The organism is Daejeonella sp. JGW-45 (genome assembly GCF_029360805.1).
In the GTDB taxonomy this organism is placed as follows: Bacteria; Bacteroidota; Bacteroidia; order Sphingobacteriales; family Sphingobacteriaceae; genus Daejeonella.
In genome coordinates this window covers 497,557-511,611 of sequence record NZ_JARKNC010000008.1, presented here as the reverse complement: position 1 = coordinate 511,611, position 14,055 = coordinate 497,557, and the positions used below count along the sequence as shown (strand labels likewise).

At 43.9% G+C, this 14,055-nt stretch carries 18 protein-coding genes; 12 read left to right on the top strand and 6 right to left on the bottom strand.

Features of this window, described 5'->3' with window-relative positions:
* On the bottom strand, nt 1-654 hold the full coding sequence (gene pyrE / locus P2W76_RS11835) for an orotate phosphoribosyltransferase (RefSeq protein WP_276348035.1): 654 nt from the start codon (nt 652-654) through the stop codon (nt 1-3).
* Between pyrE and P2W76_RS11830 the strand changes: the two genes are divergently transcribed.
* Entirely contained in the window at nt 653-1,264 is a 612-nt protein-coding gene (locus P2W76_RS11830) for an NUDIX domain-containing protein (protein WP_276348034.1), read from the top strand. The two genes, pyrE and P2W76_RS11830, sit on opposite strands and share 2 nt — an antisense overlap.
* A 55-nt stretch (nt 1,265-1,319) precedes the next feature.
* Here the strand turns inward: P2W76_RS11830 and coaD are convergent, their stop codons facing one another.
* Genes coaD through P2W76_RS11815 form a run of 3 tightly spaced genes read right to left on the bottom strand, consistent with a single transcriptional unit; the run spans nt 1,320 to nt 3,209 of the window.
* The gene (gene coaD / locus P2W76_RS11825; RefSeq protein WP_276348033.1) at nt 1,320-1,784 is read right to left on the bottom strand and encodes a pantetheine-phosphate adenylyltransferase; all 465 of its coding nucleotides are present in this window, start codon (nt 1,782-1,784) and stop codon (nt 1,320-1,322) included.
* Between the two features lie 46 nt (nt 1,785-1,830).
* Entirely contained in the window at nt 1,831-2,367 is a 537-nt protein-coding gene (locus P2W76_RS11820; RefSeq protein ID WP_276348032.1) for an RsmD family RNA methyltransferase, read from the bottom strand.
* Nucleotides 2,358-3,209, bottom strand: a complete 852-nt coding sequence (locus P2W76_RS11815) for a DUF3822 family protein (RefSeq protein WP_276348031.1) — start codon at nt 3,207-3,209, stop codon at nt 2,358-2,360. The genes P2W76_RS11820 and P2W76_RS11815 overlap by 10 nt, the downstream gene beginning before the upstream one ends.
* Before the next feature lie 117 nt (nt 3,210-3,326).
* On the opposite strand from P2W76_RS11815, the gene P2W76_RS11810 reads away from it, so the two are divergent.
* Nucleotides 3,327-4,754 (top strand): AAA family ATPase, encoded by a 1,428-nt coding sequence (locus tag P2W76_RS11810; RefSeq protein ID WP_276348030.1) that lies wholly within the window; start codon nt 3,327-3,329, stop codon nt 4,752-4,754.
* A gap of 23 nt (nt 4,755-4,777) precedes the next feature.
* A complete protein-coding gene (locus tag P2W76_RS11805; RefSeq protein ID WP_276348029.1) occupies nt 4,778-5,263 on the top strand; it encodes a hypothetical protein in 486 nt (161 codons plus the stop codon).
* A gap of 23 nt (nt 5,264-5,286) precedes the next feature.
* Here P2W76_RS11805 and P2W76_RS11800 read toward each other — a convergent pair whose 3' ends face one another.
* A complete protein-coding gene (locus tag P2W76_RS11800) occupies nt 5,287-6,213 on the bottom strand; it encodes a metallophosphoesterase (RefSeq protein WP_276348028.1) in 927 nt (308 codons plus the stop codon).
* Nucleotides 6,214-6,382: 169 nt separating this feature from the next.
* On the bottom strand, nt 6,383-7,465 hold the full coding sequence (locus tag P2W76_RS11795; RefSeq protein ID WP_276348027.1) for an alkene reductase: 1,083 nt from the start codon (nt 7,463-7,465) through the stop codon (nt 6,383-6,385).
* A 163-nt stretch (nt 7,466-7,628) separates the two neighbouring features.
* Between P2W76_RS11795 and xth the strand changes: the two genes are divergently transcribed.
* From xth to P2W76_RS11750, 9 genes are all read left to right on the top strand, one after another.
* Nucleotides 7,629-8,408 carry an exodeoxyribonuclease III gene (xth, locus tag P2W76_RS11790; protein WP_276348026.1) on the top strand — a complete coding sequence of 260 codons (780 nt, stop codon included), beginning with the start codon at nt 7,629-7,631 and terminating at the stop codon, nt 8,406-8,408.
* Nucleotides 8,409-8,495: 87 nt separating this feature from the next.
* On the top strand, nt 8,496-9,218 hold the full coding sequence (locus P2W76_RS11785; RefSeq protein ID WP_276348025.1) for an SDR family oxidoreductase: 723 nt from the start codon (nt 8,496-8,498) through the stop codon (nt 9,216-9,218).
* Nucleotides 9,202-9,774, top strand: a complete 573-nt coding sequence (locus P2W76_RS11780) for a hypothetical protein (RefSeq protein ID WP_276348024.1) — start codon at nt 9,202-9,204, stop codon at nt 9,772-9,774. The genes P2W76_RS11785 and P2W76_RS11780 overlap by 17 nt, the downstream gene beginning before the upstream one ends.
* A complete protein-coding gene (locus P2W76_RS11775) occupies nt 9,774-10,034 on the top strand; it encodes an acyl carrier protein (protein ID WP_276348023.1) in 261 nt (86 codons plus the stop codon). Before P2W76_RS11780 ends, P2W76_RS11775 begins: the two co-directional genes overlap by 1 nt.
* Entirely contained in the window at nt 10,035-11,387 is a 1,353-nt protein-coding gene (locus P2W76_RS11770; RefSeq protein ID WP_276348022.1) for a beta-ketoacyl-[acyl-carrier-protein] synthase family protein, read from the top strand. It abuts the gene before it with no gap.
* Entirely contained in the window at nt 11,384-12,196 is an 813-nt protein-coding gene (locus P2W76_RS11765) for an SDR family oxidoreductase (RefSeq protein ID WP_276348021.1), read from the top strand. Before P2W76_RS11770 ends, P2W76_RS11765 begins: the two co-directional genes overlap by 4 nt.
* Nucleotides 12,186-12,587, top strand: a complete 402-nt coding sequence (locus P2W76_RS11760) for a holo-ACP synthase (RefSeq protein ID WP_276348020.1) — start codon at nt 12,186-12,188, stop codon at nt 12,585-12,587. Before P2W76_RS11765 ends, P2W76_RS11760 begins: the two co-directional genes overlap by 11 nt.
* Nucleotides 12,580-13,398 carry an alpha/beta hydrolase gene (locus tag P2W76_RS11755; RefSeq protein ID WP_276348019.1) on the top strand — a complete coding sequence of 273 codons (819 nt, stop codon included), beginning with the start codon at nt 12,580-12,582 and terminating at the stop codon, nt 13,396-13,398. Before P2W76_RS11760 ends, P2W76_RS11755 begins: the two co-directional genes overlap by 8 nt.
* Nucleotides 13,395-14,042, top strand: a complete 648-nt coding sequence (locus P2W76_RS11750; RefSeq protein ID WP_276348018.1) for a 1-acyl-sn-glycerol-3-phosphate acyltransferase — start codon at nt 13,395-13,397, stop codon at nt 14,040-14,042. Before P2W76_RS11755 ends, P2W76_RS11750 begins: the two co-directional genes overlap by 4 nt.
* The last annotated feature ends 13 nt before the right edge of the window (nt 14,043-14,055 follow it).

Below are 14,055 nucleotides of genomic sequence, written 5' to 3'. Positions count from 1 at the left end.
TTAAGTATTAATTGTATTTCCCCAAGTCTGCGGGTCTTCCCGCCATTTCCTCAGCAATTTAAGATCATCTTCCATAACAAAGTTATGCTCCTGTGCATAATTGATCAATGCATTATAATTAGAAAGCGTATAAAACGGACACTTTGCCTCCTTGAAGTTCTCTTCTGCGGCATCGAATCCATAGCTGAAGATCCCAACCAGGCCTGCTACCTCGCATCCGGCGTCGCGCAGTACATTAACTGCCTGGAGGCTGCTTTTACCAGTAGAAATCAGGTCTTCTACCACCACAACTCGCTGGCCTGGCGAAAACTCACCTTCTATCAGGCTGCCCGTTCCGTGCTCTTTAGCCTTGGAGCGGACGTAAATGAACGGAAGTCCTAAATCTTGGGCAACCAATACACCCTGAGGTATCCCAGCCGTAGCCACGCCAGCTATAACCGATACAGATCCGAACGCTTCCTGTATAAGGGTCGATAGTTTCTGGCGGATGTAAGTCCGGATTGCCGGATGCGACAGCGTAATGCGGTTGTCACAATAAATTGGAGATTTCCATCCGGATGCCCAGGTAAATGGATTATTTGGTTGTAATTTAATTGCTTTAATTTGCAGAAGAAACTCAGCTACTTTTTGTTCAATCTCACCCTTGTTACTCATGCCGCAAATTTATAAAATATATATTAATGAATCGGTTTTAATACTTACGGAATCCATTCCTTCTGATCTCGAAGACTATCAGGAAATTGATACTAAAGGGTTTAAGTTTGCCAAGTTTTATCAAAAGGTGAAGACTCAGGAAACTCCAAAAGCCTTTTTGATCAGGTCCGGTAAGTTTAAGGATATCTTTAAAAAGATCAGGAAATCTATGGAACTCATCGAAGCCGCCGGAGGTTTAGTAAGTAATGAAGAGAATAAATATCTGTTTATTTATCGCAAAGACAAATGGGACCTTCCAAAGGGCAAGCTCGACAAAGGGGAAGGCTTCCGCACAGCAGCCATTAGAGAAGTTGAGGAAGAGTGCGGGATAGTAATAAGCAGTACCGGTGACAGGATCTGTAAAACCTACCACGTTTATGAGGAGAACAATGCGACGGTTATGAAGAAGACTGTTTGGTACTGGATGCGGGCCGACAATCAAACTCACCTTACACCTCAGCTGGAGGAGGGTATAACCGATGCGAAATGGCTTGCTCCCGGAGATTTTATGTTGGTAAAGGAAAACACCTATCCCTTAATCAAAGACGTAATCCGGGTCATTGAGTGGTAATAATTACTATAGTTTAACCGCCAAAAGCCGTCAGGCGAGTCGATATTACCTTCAGTCAGGGCAGCAGTTCAAAAGCTTCCTTAGGAACGAACTGTTTAACGTCACCATTGTATCTCAGTATATCGCGCACGATAGTGGAACTGATAGATGAATATCCTGGTTTGCTTACAATAAAGATACTTTCTATTTCAGGTTCTAAAGCATGATTCATCTGTGCGATAGCTTTCTCGTATTCAAAATCCGATACAGTACGAATTCCCCTGATCATGTATGCAGCCCCGATCTTCTTGCAGAACTCTACGGTCAGGCCTTCATAGGTTGCTACTTCCACCCTGGCTTCGTCCGAAAACACAGCTAAAAGCATCTTCTTACGAGTTTCTATATCCAGAAATGCCGCTTTGGTGCTATTAAGGCCGATCCCTATAACTACCTTATCAAATAAAGGAACTGCACGGCGCAGAATGTCTACGTGGGCTTTAGTCACTGGATCAAATGAACCTGGAAATAAGGCGATCTTCATAATGTAAAGTTAAGGGATAAATGGACGATTAAAGGAGTAATGGCGATTATTTATTGCTAAAAAAGCTGAAAGAAGATGATCCGTAAATCCTTTGTTCTACAAAATGCGGATCATTATCAATTTTTTTCATGCTCGGATGCTCGATGATCAGAAAACCTTCCGGTTTAAGAAGCGCTTTGGTGAATATAGCTGGAGCAAGCAGGTTCATCTGGGGCAGGTCGTAAGGAGGGTCGGCAAATATGAGGTCATATTTCTCTGTTTCCATTTCCAGGAACTTAAAAACATCTGCTTTATTGACTTGAATCGCATGCAAATCATACTGTTTTGCCACGCTTTTAAGGTAATTATAACATCCAAAATTCCGGTCGACCGAAGTTATTGAGGAAACACCACGCGAAGCAAACTCAATAGAAATGTTGCCGGTTCCGCTGAACAGGTCCAGGACATGAATGCTGTCAAAATCAAACTGGTTATATAGAATATTAAAAAGGGCTTCCTTAGCGATATCAGTAGTGGGTCTGACTGGTAATTTTGCTGGTGGATTTAGCCGTATTCCTTTTAGCTTACCCCCAATTACTCGCATAGGTCCAAAGCGATTAACGAGAAGTAAGTATGCAACGGCACATCTTCAAACCTTTCAGAATGTTTCATAAGTAAATTCGCATCGGCAAATCCCATGGAAGGGAAATATTTTTGTGTCCGTTTATAAACCTCGTCCGTATCGGAAACCTTACCTGAGACTATCACCTTGGTTTCCCCGGTTTCCAGAGACAGTGATTCAATGATATGCAGCAGATAATAATTGAATTCATCGGGGTTGGCAAATTCAAAAATATTGTAGAACTCAAGTTTTGACGTTTTTAGATATGCGACCTGGAATTGACCAGCGCTGAAATCAATGAATAGTGCAGAATCCCGATCGGTGCCTAGTGTTTTCTTAGTTCCCTCCACAAACGGACTCGCCTGGTTAAATATTTTCGGATTGTGGAATATCCTGCTTATTGACTGGTGGAGTTTCGAATCGATGGCACTTACATTCTTTATGTCTGCTGTACGGATATTCGTAACCAATACTTCTGTGTTTTCTTCACTTCGTATGAACTTCGCATAGACTTCTTCGTCGTCCTGTTCATACAGGTCGGCCGGAATAAAAGTGTAGTTAAAAGTATCATAAGAAACTTTCACCTTATTAAAACTGTATTTGAATTGTTTACTACTCTCAGGCAGGCTTTCAATTACCTTTATCAGTTCAGACGGTGACTCAGGTTTACCGGTATCATACTCTGCCAGAACCTGCAGATCTGTCCCGAAAGCATCAGTAATAGCATAACGAATTGTATCCATTCCGATATGCACAAGCAGATTGCACTTGACCGCAAGCTGCGACTGAACCTCGCTGGTTGAAAGATAAAGCAGTTTATTCATCTTATACAAAAGTAAAGTTTCTGCGCCATATTTGTTGTTTCCTGCGGAATACTTTATAATTATTTGGATGTTTGCTCTTCGTGGAACTGAGGTTGGGAAGAATTTGCAAATTGTAGCATGAATATAAAGGATATTCTCGAACAGAATTTTGGTATGGTGCCTACTCAGCAACAGCGGGACGTTTTCGCTTTGCTTGAGAAATTTCTTCCAATGGGTTCTGGCGAAGAATGCTTTCTGCTCAAAGGTTATGCGGGGACGGGAAAAACTACTATGATAAGTGCTTTAGTTAAAGTGCTTCCCCGCGTTAAGTTAAAATCAGTCTTACTGGCTCCGACCGGCAGGGCTGCAAAAGTTATAAGTGCTTATTCTGGCAGAAAGGCTTTTACAGTTCACAAAAGAATATACCGCAAAAAGGTGGCAGCAAGCCCTGATATAAACTTTGTGCTGGCAGACAATCTTGCAGAAAACACGGTCTTTATCGTTGATGAAGCATCGATGATCTCCGACCAGGTTCATGATTACAGCAAGCACAGCCTTCTTCAGGATCTGATCAGTTACGTTTACAATACAAAGAATTGTAAACTAATGCTGGTAGGAGATACTGCTCAGCTCCCGCCGGTAGGATCTGAGCAGAGCCCGGCCCTTGACCATAAGGTGCTTGAAAGTAATTTTGGATTAAATGTATTTACCTATGAGCTCACAGACGTGGTCAGGCAGGAAAAGGAATCGGGCATATTGTATAATGCTACTGCTTTGCGGGAGCTCGTGAGAAAGGGCAGGAGCACTTTCCCTAAATTCCATCTAAAAGGCTTCAGGGATATTTTTAAAATGACCGGCGAGAAGCTGGTCGAGGGACTGAGTTATGCCTACGATAAATATGGGATGGAAAACTCTATTGTGATCTGCAGGTCGAATAAGAGCGCAAACGCATATAATCAGAATATCCGGAACAGGATACTGTTCCGTGATGAGGAAATAACCGGCGGCGACTTTATTATGGTAGTGCGCAACAATTATTTCTGGCTTCAAAACGAGGATAATAGCAATGGCTTTATTGCTAACGGTGATATAGCAAAGATCAGAAAGGTAAGGCGGGTAGACGAACAATATGGTTTCCGCTTCGCGGATGTTGTTATCGAGCTGCTTGATTATCCTGATGAAGAGCCATTAACATGCAAAGTGCTGCTGGATACTTTATATGCCGAAACCCCCAGTTTATCCCCTGCCGATAGTAAACGCTTATTTGAGGCAGTTCAGGAAGATTATATGCATTTTGAAAATAAGCAGATCCGTATGGAGGAGATGAAGAAAGATCCCTACTATAACGCCCTCCAGATCAAATTTGCTTTTGCGATTACCTGCCACAAAGCCCAGGGGGGGCAATGGCCTGCGGTATTTGTCGATCAGGGCTACCTCACAGACGAAATGCTGAATACGGAGTTTTTAAGATGGCTGTACACAGGCATTACCCGTTCTACGAACGAGCTTTTTCTCGTAAATTTTAGCGATAAGTTTTTCGGCGTTTCAAAAGAACAGGCAGGGTAATTGCTAAAGTTCCGAAAAGAATTATGAAACGTCTAATGATAGTATTTGCGGCAATGGTTAGCATTGCAGCCTGCACCTCAACCCCGGATAAAACAAGTTCAAAAGTAAGCGATACAGCAGTAGCGGCAAATACGGCTGTCGAACCTGCCGATCTGCCTGTGAACCAGACCATGTGCTTCCAAAAGCTTGCTGGTACTGCTAATCAGGATACCACATCCCTGAAACTTATCATTGATGGTGATAAAGTTACCGGAGATTTCGGCCATTATCCGAAAGAAAAGGATAAACGTGTAGGCACGATAAGCGCAATAAAAGACGGTGAACTTATTAAAGGCCAGTGGATATACATGCAGGAGGGAATGAACGATACCCTGCAGGTTGAGTTTAAGCTGGATGGCGATAAGCTCGTTCAGAAAAATTATACTGTTGATCCTAAAACCGGACGGGAGGTGTTTTCTGAAGCATCAGTATTTAATATAGAGTTCGACAAGATAGATTGCAGAAATTAATAGTATGCATCAGCGGGTATGGATCAGTAGTAAGAAACCATTTCCCTCTTACAGCTTCCATCCTCATAAAAATCAAAGAGGGCATATGCCGGACCAAATTCGTAGTATGGGCCCTTCCAGAGATTACCGCTCACGGCTCCATTACAGAAATATCGGACGTTGTTGTAATCAACTTCGTCCTCTAAATGAATATGGCCGCTCAGGCAGTTTTTAATGTTGGGGTATTTATTAAATAGTTCTTTGATCCTGAAGAAATCGGTATGCATGAGCATATACTGGATCCTCAGATCGCCGTTCGGGTCGTTCTTCCCAAAATACAATCCTGCACAGATGGACAATATTGGGATATGGGAAATGATGCTTATAAAATGATCAGATGGGATCTCAGCCAGTTTTTTCTCCAGCCATTGGAACTGGTCTTCATCAAGTTTTGCAATATAGCCGCCTTCAGGACGCTGCTGGGTACTGTCGAGAACGATAAAATCCCATTTTCCCTTATTGAAATGATAGTAGGGAGCAGATAAACCAAGTTCCTTTAAAGCCCAGGCTTTACCATACAAAGGGTCTGCGGTGACCTGTGGTGTGTTATACCAGCCAAAAATATCATGGTTCCCGATACAGTTGTAAACAGGAAGCACGTTCTCTTTCTTTAAGATCGATTGATAAAGATCCCATTGTACTTTCGTGTATTCCTTCGTAGCCTTCAGCGAATCATAGATAGCATCGCCACCCATTATAATAAACTCCGCTTCAGGTCTTAATTTTTGGATATGCTGAAGTGAGCGGGTCATGCCCTCCTCGGCAATTTTCTCCGGCTTAATATGTATATCAGAAATAAAGGCGAAACGGAAAGACTTCCCTGGGGCAGGAGATTTGGCTGATGCCAGGTGCGGAAGAACGGAAAGGCCTGCCGCTGCAACTGAAGTTTTAAGGAAATCTTTTCTTTTCATAGCAATAAGCGGCAATTTATGACTTTCTTAGTTTAACCGCAAAGGGCGCAAAGTTTTTCGAAAAGGTCACAGAGACCAGGTGACTAATCAACGCGTTCTAACTCCGCGACCTTTGCGCAGACCTCTGCGGCCTTTGCGGTTAAAAAGAGATTGGGCCGTAAGCCCAATTCTATGAAAGAAACGGATAATCCGTATATCCCTTTTCTCCCGGAGTATAAAATGTTCCAAAATCAGGCTGGTTTAACTCTGCACCAATTTTCATACGTTCAATCAGGTCAGGGTTAGTAAGAAATGGCACCCCGAAAGCAATAAGATCTGCTATTCCTTTGTCCAGTTCGCTCTCTGCTTTCTCCTTATTGAAACCACCGCAAAAAATAATGATATTTTGAAACCTTGAACGGATTATGCCTTTGACATGAGTTATTTCCGGTGAGTTATTTCCTGATGAATGATCGAGTACGTGAATATAGAGTATCTCCATCTCATTCAGCTTTTCAGCAAGATAAGTATAAGTCTCATCGACTTCATCATAAGCCGGCATGTCGTTAAAAGCTCCATGTGGTGAGAACCGGACACCTACTTTGTCCTTGCCGATAGCTTGTCTAACCTGCCCGGCTATTTCAAGGAGGAAACGGCTTCTGTTTTCAATGCTGCCGCCATATTCATCGGTCCGGATATTAGTTTTGGGATTTATGAATTGCTCGATCAGGTAACCATTTGCGCCATGCAACTCTACACCATCGAAACCAGCTTCGACAGCATTCCTGGCGGCATCAACGAATTCTTTAATCGTAGTTTTCACCTCTGCCGTTGTAAAGGCCCGTGGTTCGGGATGATCCTGCATGCCCCCCTTGACGGTGTACATTTGCCCTGCTGCTGCTATAGCCGAAGGTGCAAATACTTCTGCGCCTTCAGGAAGATTTAACTGATGCCCGATGCGGCCGGTATGCATTAACTGAACGAAGATTTTTCCACCTTCATGGTGTACTGCATCCGTGATCTTTTTCCAACCCTCAACCTGCTTTTGGTTAAAAATGCCGGGAATGTTTGAATATCCCAGACCGTTTGGTGAGGGGGACGTTCCCTCTGTAATTATTAAGCCTGCGGTTGCCCGCTGGCGATAATACTCGGTCATAAGATCTACAGGTATATTATCAGATGTGGCGCGGCTGCGGGTCATGGGAGCCATTACGGTCCTGTTTTTAAGGTCTAGCGAACCTGAATTGTATGGTAAAAGAAGTTTATTACTCATGCGTTATTAAGATTAAATGTTTAAACAAATAACAATAAAGAGAAGCAGTTGTTGGTCATGCTAAAGCCATATCAGGAATTTATGACTTTCAGTCGACGGTTAAGTTCACGCGGTGGGATTTTGTTTTTTATCCCGATATTGGCTTATACAATAGAGTCTTAAAATGAGAATAGCTACTTATAACGTTAATGGAGTAAATGGGCGTTTACCTGTTCTGCTCCGCTGGCTTGAAGAAACTAAACCTGATGTTGTCTGCCTGCAGGAGCTTAAAGCCCCCGAAGAAAAATTTCCTCTGCAAGCTATCAATGATGCGGGATACAATGCGATCTGGCATGGGCAAAAGAGCTGGAATGGAGTGGCTATACTGGCCAGGGGAATGGAAATTAAGGAGCTGCGACGGGTTTTGCCGGGCGATCCTGAGGATGTTCATAGCCGCTATATTGAAGCTCAGGTCAACGGTATAGTTGTGGGTTGTTTGTACCTGCCTAATGGTAACCCTGCTCCGGGTCCTAAATTTGATTATAAATTGAAATGGTTTGATCGCTTAACGCTGCATGGCGCTGAACTGATCGCTTCCGGATTGCCTGTTGTTCTAACCGGTGATTACAATGTAATGCCAACCGAACTGGATGTTTATAAACCGGAGCGATGGGTAGATGACGCACTTTTCAGGCCCGAAACACGTGCTGCTTTTCATAAGCTGGTTAGCCAGGGCTGGACGGATGCCATACGTAAGCTCTATCCTGATCAAACAATCTATACCTTTTGGGACTACTTCAGGAACGCGTACGGACGGGATGCCGGATTAAGGATAGATCACTTTCTGTTAAGCCCTGCTGTTGAAGGGCGATTAAAAGCTGCGGGTGTGGACAGGCACGTTAGAGGATGGGAGAAGAGCAGTGACCATGGTCCGGTGTGGATCGAACTGGCAGACCATATTTAGAAAACAATTAGGACTGGACCGATAACTGAAGTTTCTAAGGATATTTATATTTTTGGAGATATTACCGAATAACCTAATCCCAAATTTGTGAGTCAGCCAAAAGTTTTAATTACCGGGGCAAGTAAAGGTTTAGGGCTGGCAATGGCCAGGCGCCTCAATCAGGATTATTGCCTGATCCTGCATGCTTCGCGTGATGAAAACATCAGGGAGTTAAGGGAAGGAAACTTTGTCCTCGCCGCTGATCTTGGCGACCCTGACGAATTAAAAGAGTTTTGTAAAAAACTTAAATCAGAGCATGGCGATGATCTCTTTGCAGTGATTAATAATGCTGGCATGTCACTTGACAAGCCGCTGGCATTTCAGCCCGAGAAAGACATCGATTCTATGCTCATGGTGAATCTGAAGGCTCCAATAATGATATCGAAGACTGTTATCAAGCTGTTCGGATTAAAAAACAAGGGAATTATAATTAACGTAAGTTCCTGTGTGGCAGAAACAGGAAACGCTTTTCAGTCGGTCTATGCGGCTGCCAAGGCCGGTCTGATCGCTTTTTCAAAATCACTCGCTAAAGAAGCGGGGCAATTGTACCAGGGACATCAGATCAGGGTGCTAAGTATTTCGCCAGGTTTTATTAAGACGCCCATGACAGATGCCGTTCCGGAGTCTGAAAAGGAAAAATATTTAAAGATGATTCCCGCTCAACGCTTCGGTAGGGCCGACGAAATTGCCGAAACCATCGCTTTTTTACTTTCAGACAAAGCATCCTACATAAACGGCAGTAATATTGAGGTGAATGGCGGACTCTTTTAACATGAATGATCTGGTAGGAGTTGAGCCGGGGGATATGCTTTTGCATGGGCCGACCAAGCGGCTTGTGGATGCTTTTCACTGGCATGAGCCTCATACAGGGATAATAGCAAGCTATACACCTAAGCCGCGGGATGTGCATGATCACTTTGGAGTTTTTCGGGGAGTCGATCAAATCGAGGCGTTTGCCCAGGCAACTATTGTATCATGCGGCACTTTCCTCGAGTGTAAAAAATTAAACTGCACACCTTTGGAGCTAAAGGAAAGATTCGTGCCCGCATTTATCAGCGTAGGTGCGGTCAATTTTCATAACTATGTGGCGGAAGGAGAGACATTTATAAGCATCGGGAACATTAAGTTCTATAAATTCAGGCAAATGATAAGTGACGGGAGGATATATAAAGTGCCGAAAGGTTTAGATTTGACAAAATACTTTAGCGATTTTAAGGCATCCCGGCTGGAAAACTACCAGATTGGGGATGGATTCAGCCTGGTCGCGGAGCTATTTGATATTACCGGCAGAGCGTTAAAAAAAGACACATTTACAACAAGTACATAATGGAAAGACAGGAAATAATCGACGGCCTTGTAGAAATTTTGCGAACGGTGCGTACCATAGACCCGGAAAAGCTGACAAACGTTACCGAGGAAACAGATTTTATAGCCGACTTAAATACACCCTCAACTGAACTGATCAACATTGCTGCGAAAGCCGAGCAGAAGTTTGAAGTTGAATTTGAGGACGATGATATCGACGATATGGGCTCGAAGGTAAAAGATATCGTAGATCTGGTAATCAGGGCTAAGGAAAGAGCTTAGATGGAGCTGCAGGGAAGAAAAGTTGCTGTTGTAGGAATGGGAGGGGTTTTTCCGACCTGTTCAGACTTGAACGACTTTTCAGATAAGCTGTTTTCTAATAAGAGTCTTATCAGGACCTGGGACGAGGCAGTTGCCTGTGATAAGCAAGTGCGGTCGAAAGTCGCGGGTTATATTACGGATGCCGAGGTGAACCTGGATACCGTTTATTCCACTATCGTGGAGAACTACCCTGAGGTATACGTTGATCTGCTAAAGAGAATACCTCCGGCTAATCTGGCTACGGCAGATATGGGAAGTATATGGGCGATGCTCGGAACCATGGATGCGATCAGCATGGCTGGGTGGTCAACTGAGGACACTCAGTCAGAAGCTACAGGCGTTGTTATAGGCTCGGGAGGTTGCGGACATGCACTATTACGGCCGGCATGGCATCATTTCTTCCAAAAAGGGGGAAAGTCACGTTCCCCAGGTGCACATACTGTAGACAGGGCAATGGTTTACCGTGAGGCGGCAAATGTTTCCTGTCTTATAAGAAACAGGGGCGTTTGTGAAGGGATAGTTTCAGCCTGTGCAACCGGGCTTGGTAATATCGGCCATGCTTACCGCCTGATTAAGTTTGGGATGCAGGATCGCGTGATAGCTGGCGGAGTGGAAACTACTTCTCTCGAATCTCTTATTGGATTTGATTCCATGCAGGTACTGAGCCGTGGATTTGCGCCCGAGGAAAGCTCCAGGCCGTTTGATATGAACAGGAATGGCTTCGTATGCTCGTTTGGCGCAGGGATCGTCTGCCTGGAGGAATATGAATTGGCTAAAGGCCGCGGAGCAAACATACTTGGTGTAATTGATAGTTATTACAACAATTCCGACGGTGATGGAGATATGTTTTATCCTTCGTTTGGCGGCCAGCGCAGACTTTGGAAAGGCTTGCTGGCGAATACCGGAATCAAGCCGGACGTTGTGAAGGTTCACGGTACATCCACCCCTGCAGGAGATCCGATTGAACTGTTAAGTGTGGTTGACGTCTTAGGCGACTCGGGGTATCATATTTCGGCACCAAAATCTCAGTTTGGGCATATGCTCGGTGCTGCTGGTGCTGTTGAGTTTATTACTGCGCTGCTTATGCTTAGGGAGCAGGCTGTATTGCCATGCCTTAATTCGGTTGATCTGAACCCGGAGCTCGAGAATATCCAGAAGGCTGAAACATGGGACGGACCGTCTGTGGCTTTGAAAAGCTACAGGCATTTGCTTCCCCAGGAAAGTTTCAAGAAGAAAATAAATACTATTGCATGTTTAAACTATGGATTCGGCGGAACAAACAGCGCAGTCCTGGTTTCAAAGGATGATGCATGATAGATAATAAAAATAAGATAGCGACGGTGTTCGGAGTAAGGAATGATAGTTCTATTGCCTTCCACGTTGCATTGAAATTACATCGATCCGGATGTAAAGTAGCGCTGAATTACGTTCCTGAAACAAGGGACGAAGTGCTATTCCTTATGGAATCACACGGTATGGACACTGCTTACGCCTCCGATGTCGACGTTCGCGACGAGCAGGCTATTGCACAGTTTTTAAATAAGGTCTATAGCGGTTTAGGTCCAATTGATTACATACTGCACGGAGTAGCATTTGGAAGTCAGAACGTAATGTGCTACAGTTTGCCGGGTAGCGATGAACCAGCTCCATCCTATATTGATATTCCTTTCGAAGACTTGATGGATTCATTTAACATCAGTGCATATTCCTTACTAAGGATATGCCGGGTTGCCGGCCCCTTGCTTGCGAAGAATGCCTCAGTCCTAACCCTGACTTACAATGCATCACAACGGGTTTTCCCTGGCTATGGGGGTATGTCGGTAAACAAGGCTGCTCTCGAAAATATCATGTTGTACCTTGCAAGCTATTTTCGCAAAAGTGGCGTCAGGGTGAATGCCGTTTCAGCCGGCCTGGTCATGACGACATCTTCAGGCGGTATAAATGGTGTGAGAAAACTTCGAAAAATAGGGAAAGTAACTGCTCCGCTGGGAAACGTAACGGCTGAAAATGTAGCTGACACAGCGCTATATTATTTTTCCGACCTGTCTCTGAAGGTTACAGGAAACATTCACTTCGTGGATGGAGGGTTTAATATTATGGGAATTGGGATTGATGAAGAATAGCATTGACGAAGCGGTATTTGAGCTGCAATTGCGGAAGTTTAGCGTTGGAAACGATATTGTCTTCCTTCCGGATTTCAATGCTTCTTTCAGTACACTTTTTCAGAAAAAAGTTTACACTTCAAACGAAATAGAATATTGCGAAAGTTTCAACCAGCCGCTTTTAAGATTCGCCTCAACCTGGGCTGCCAAGGAAGCGGTATATAAAGCTGTCAAGCAGCTTAATCATCAGCCTCTTGGATTCAAGAATATAGAGATAATACGATCCGGAATTGCCGGAATCCCAAAAGTAAATCTGCCGGAAGATTATACAGATATGGAAATTAGCCTTAGCATTAGTCATGATGGTGATTATGCCTGCGCTATTGCCCTCGCAAAACTGAAGCATGACTGATCATTACTTTTCAAATGACCTTGTTGTTATGCACTACTATAAATTCGGCAGTGGGGCTAAAAAGATGTTTTGCTTCCATGGTTATGGCATGCATGGCAGACAGTTTAAGATCCTTGAGGAAAGTATGGGCGATCAGTACACCTTTTATGGTTTTGATCTGTTCTTCCACAAAGAAACCAAGTTGAAAGATCAAAGTGTCGCAGCCGTTAAGCAAGGGATCTCAAAGTCTCAGTTGGCAGCTCTCTTTATGGATTTCTGCGAATCAGTTAGAGTGGAACGGTTTTCAATTCTCGCTTATTCTATGGGCTCACATTACGCTACCAGTCTTGTTGAGGAGATACCTGAGCGTATTGAAGAGCTTTTTATTGCTGCTCCCTCGAGCATGAAGCCCGGCAGGATCCTTACTTTCTTCAGTGCAAACCGCCTGGGCAATAAAGTGCTCGAGCGGATGGCACTCAGCGATAAAGGTATGACCGGATTTTTATCGGCCTTAAAGAAGGCAAGGATCATTGATCAGAAAGCATACGATATTCTTTGGCGGGAGATATCAAGTCCGGAGCTGCGTTTTAGCTTTTATGCGTGTGCCAGCTACATGCGTTTTATGAAGCTGGATGCTGATAAATTCGTTAGCATGCTTAACCGGCATCAGATCAGAAGCGCGTTCATATTTGGTGCGCGCGATAAAAGCTATCCCCCAGCAATCGGCCGGATCCTTATCCCAAAAATAAAGTTGGCAAGGCAGGTAATCATTGACGAAAATCATGATATGATCAACCGTAATTTTGCAAAAGTTTTATCCGGTTTATTATGATCATCAAAGCAAAGCAACTCCCCTGGCTGATAAAGGTTGCCGGTACTTTCCTGAATTGGTTTTTAAGGAAGAGATTTAACAAAATGATTGTCAATGGAGTGGATATTAAGTCGAACCACTCTTACCTTTTGATGTGTAATCATTTTAGTTTTTGGGATGGATTCTGGGCAGCATACCTTTGCTGGAATGTGATCCACAAGAAGCGAGGGTTAGAAGGGTTTTACATTATGGTCCTAAAGAAGCAGATGCAGATGAACCCCTGGCTGAAGTATTTTGGCTGTTTCTCTATTGCTCCGGGCACAGCTACGGTAAATGAAAGCCTCGCTTACGCGGCCCAATTGCTGAATAAGCCAGGAAACCTGTTATTGATGTACCCGCAGGGAAACCTGGAATCTAATCATGTGCGTGAGATTGTGATGAAAGACGGAATTAATCATATCGTCCCTCAAATCGAAGGTAAATGCCAGTTGCTCTGGAGCAGTAACCTGATCGAATATTTTGAAAGCCTAAGACCCTCAGTTTATTTCCATATGCTCGACTGCGGTACTAATCACGATTTCGATTTTGGTAGGTTGGGACGGGAGATCAATGTTCATCATAGAGCTGCCGTTCAAAAGCAATTTCGGTTCACCACCGAAGAATAGTCAAGAATCAAGA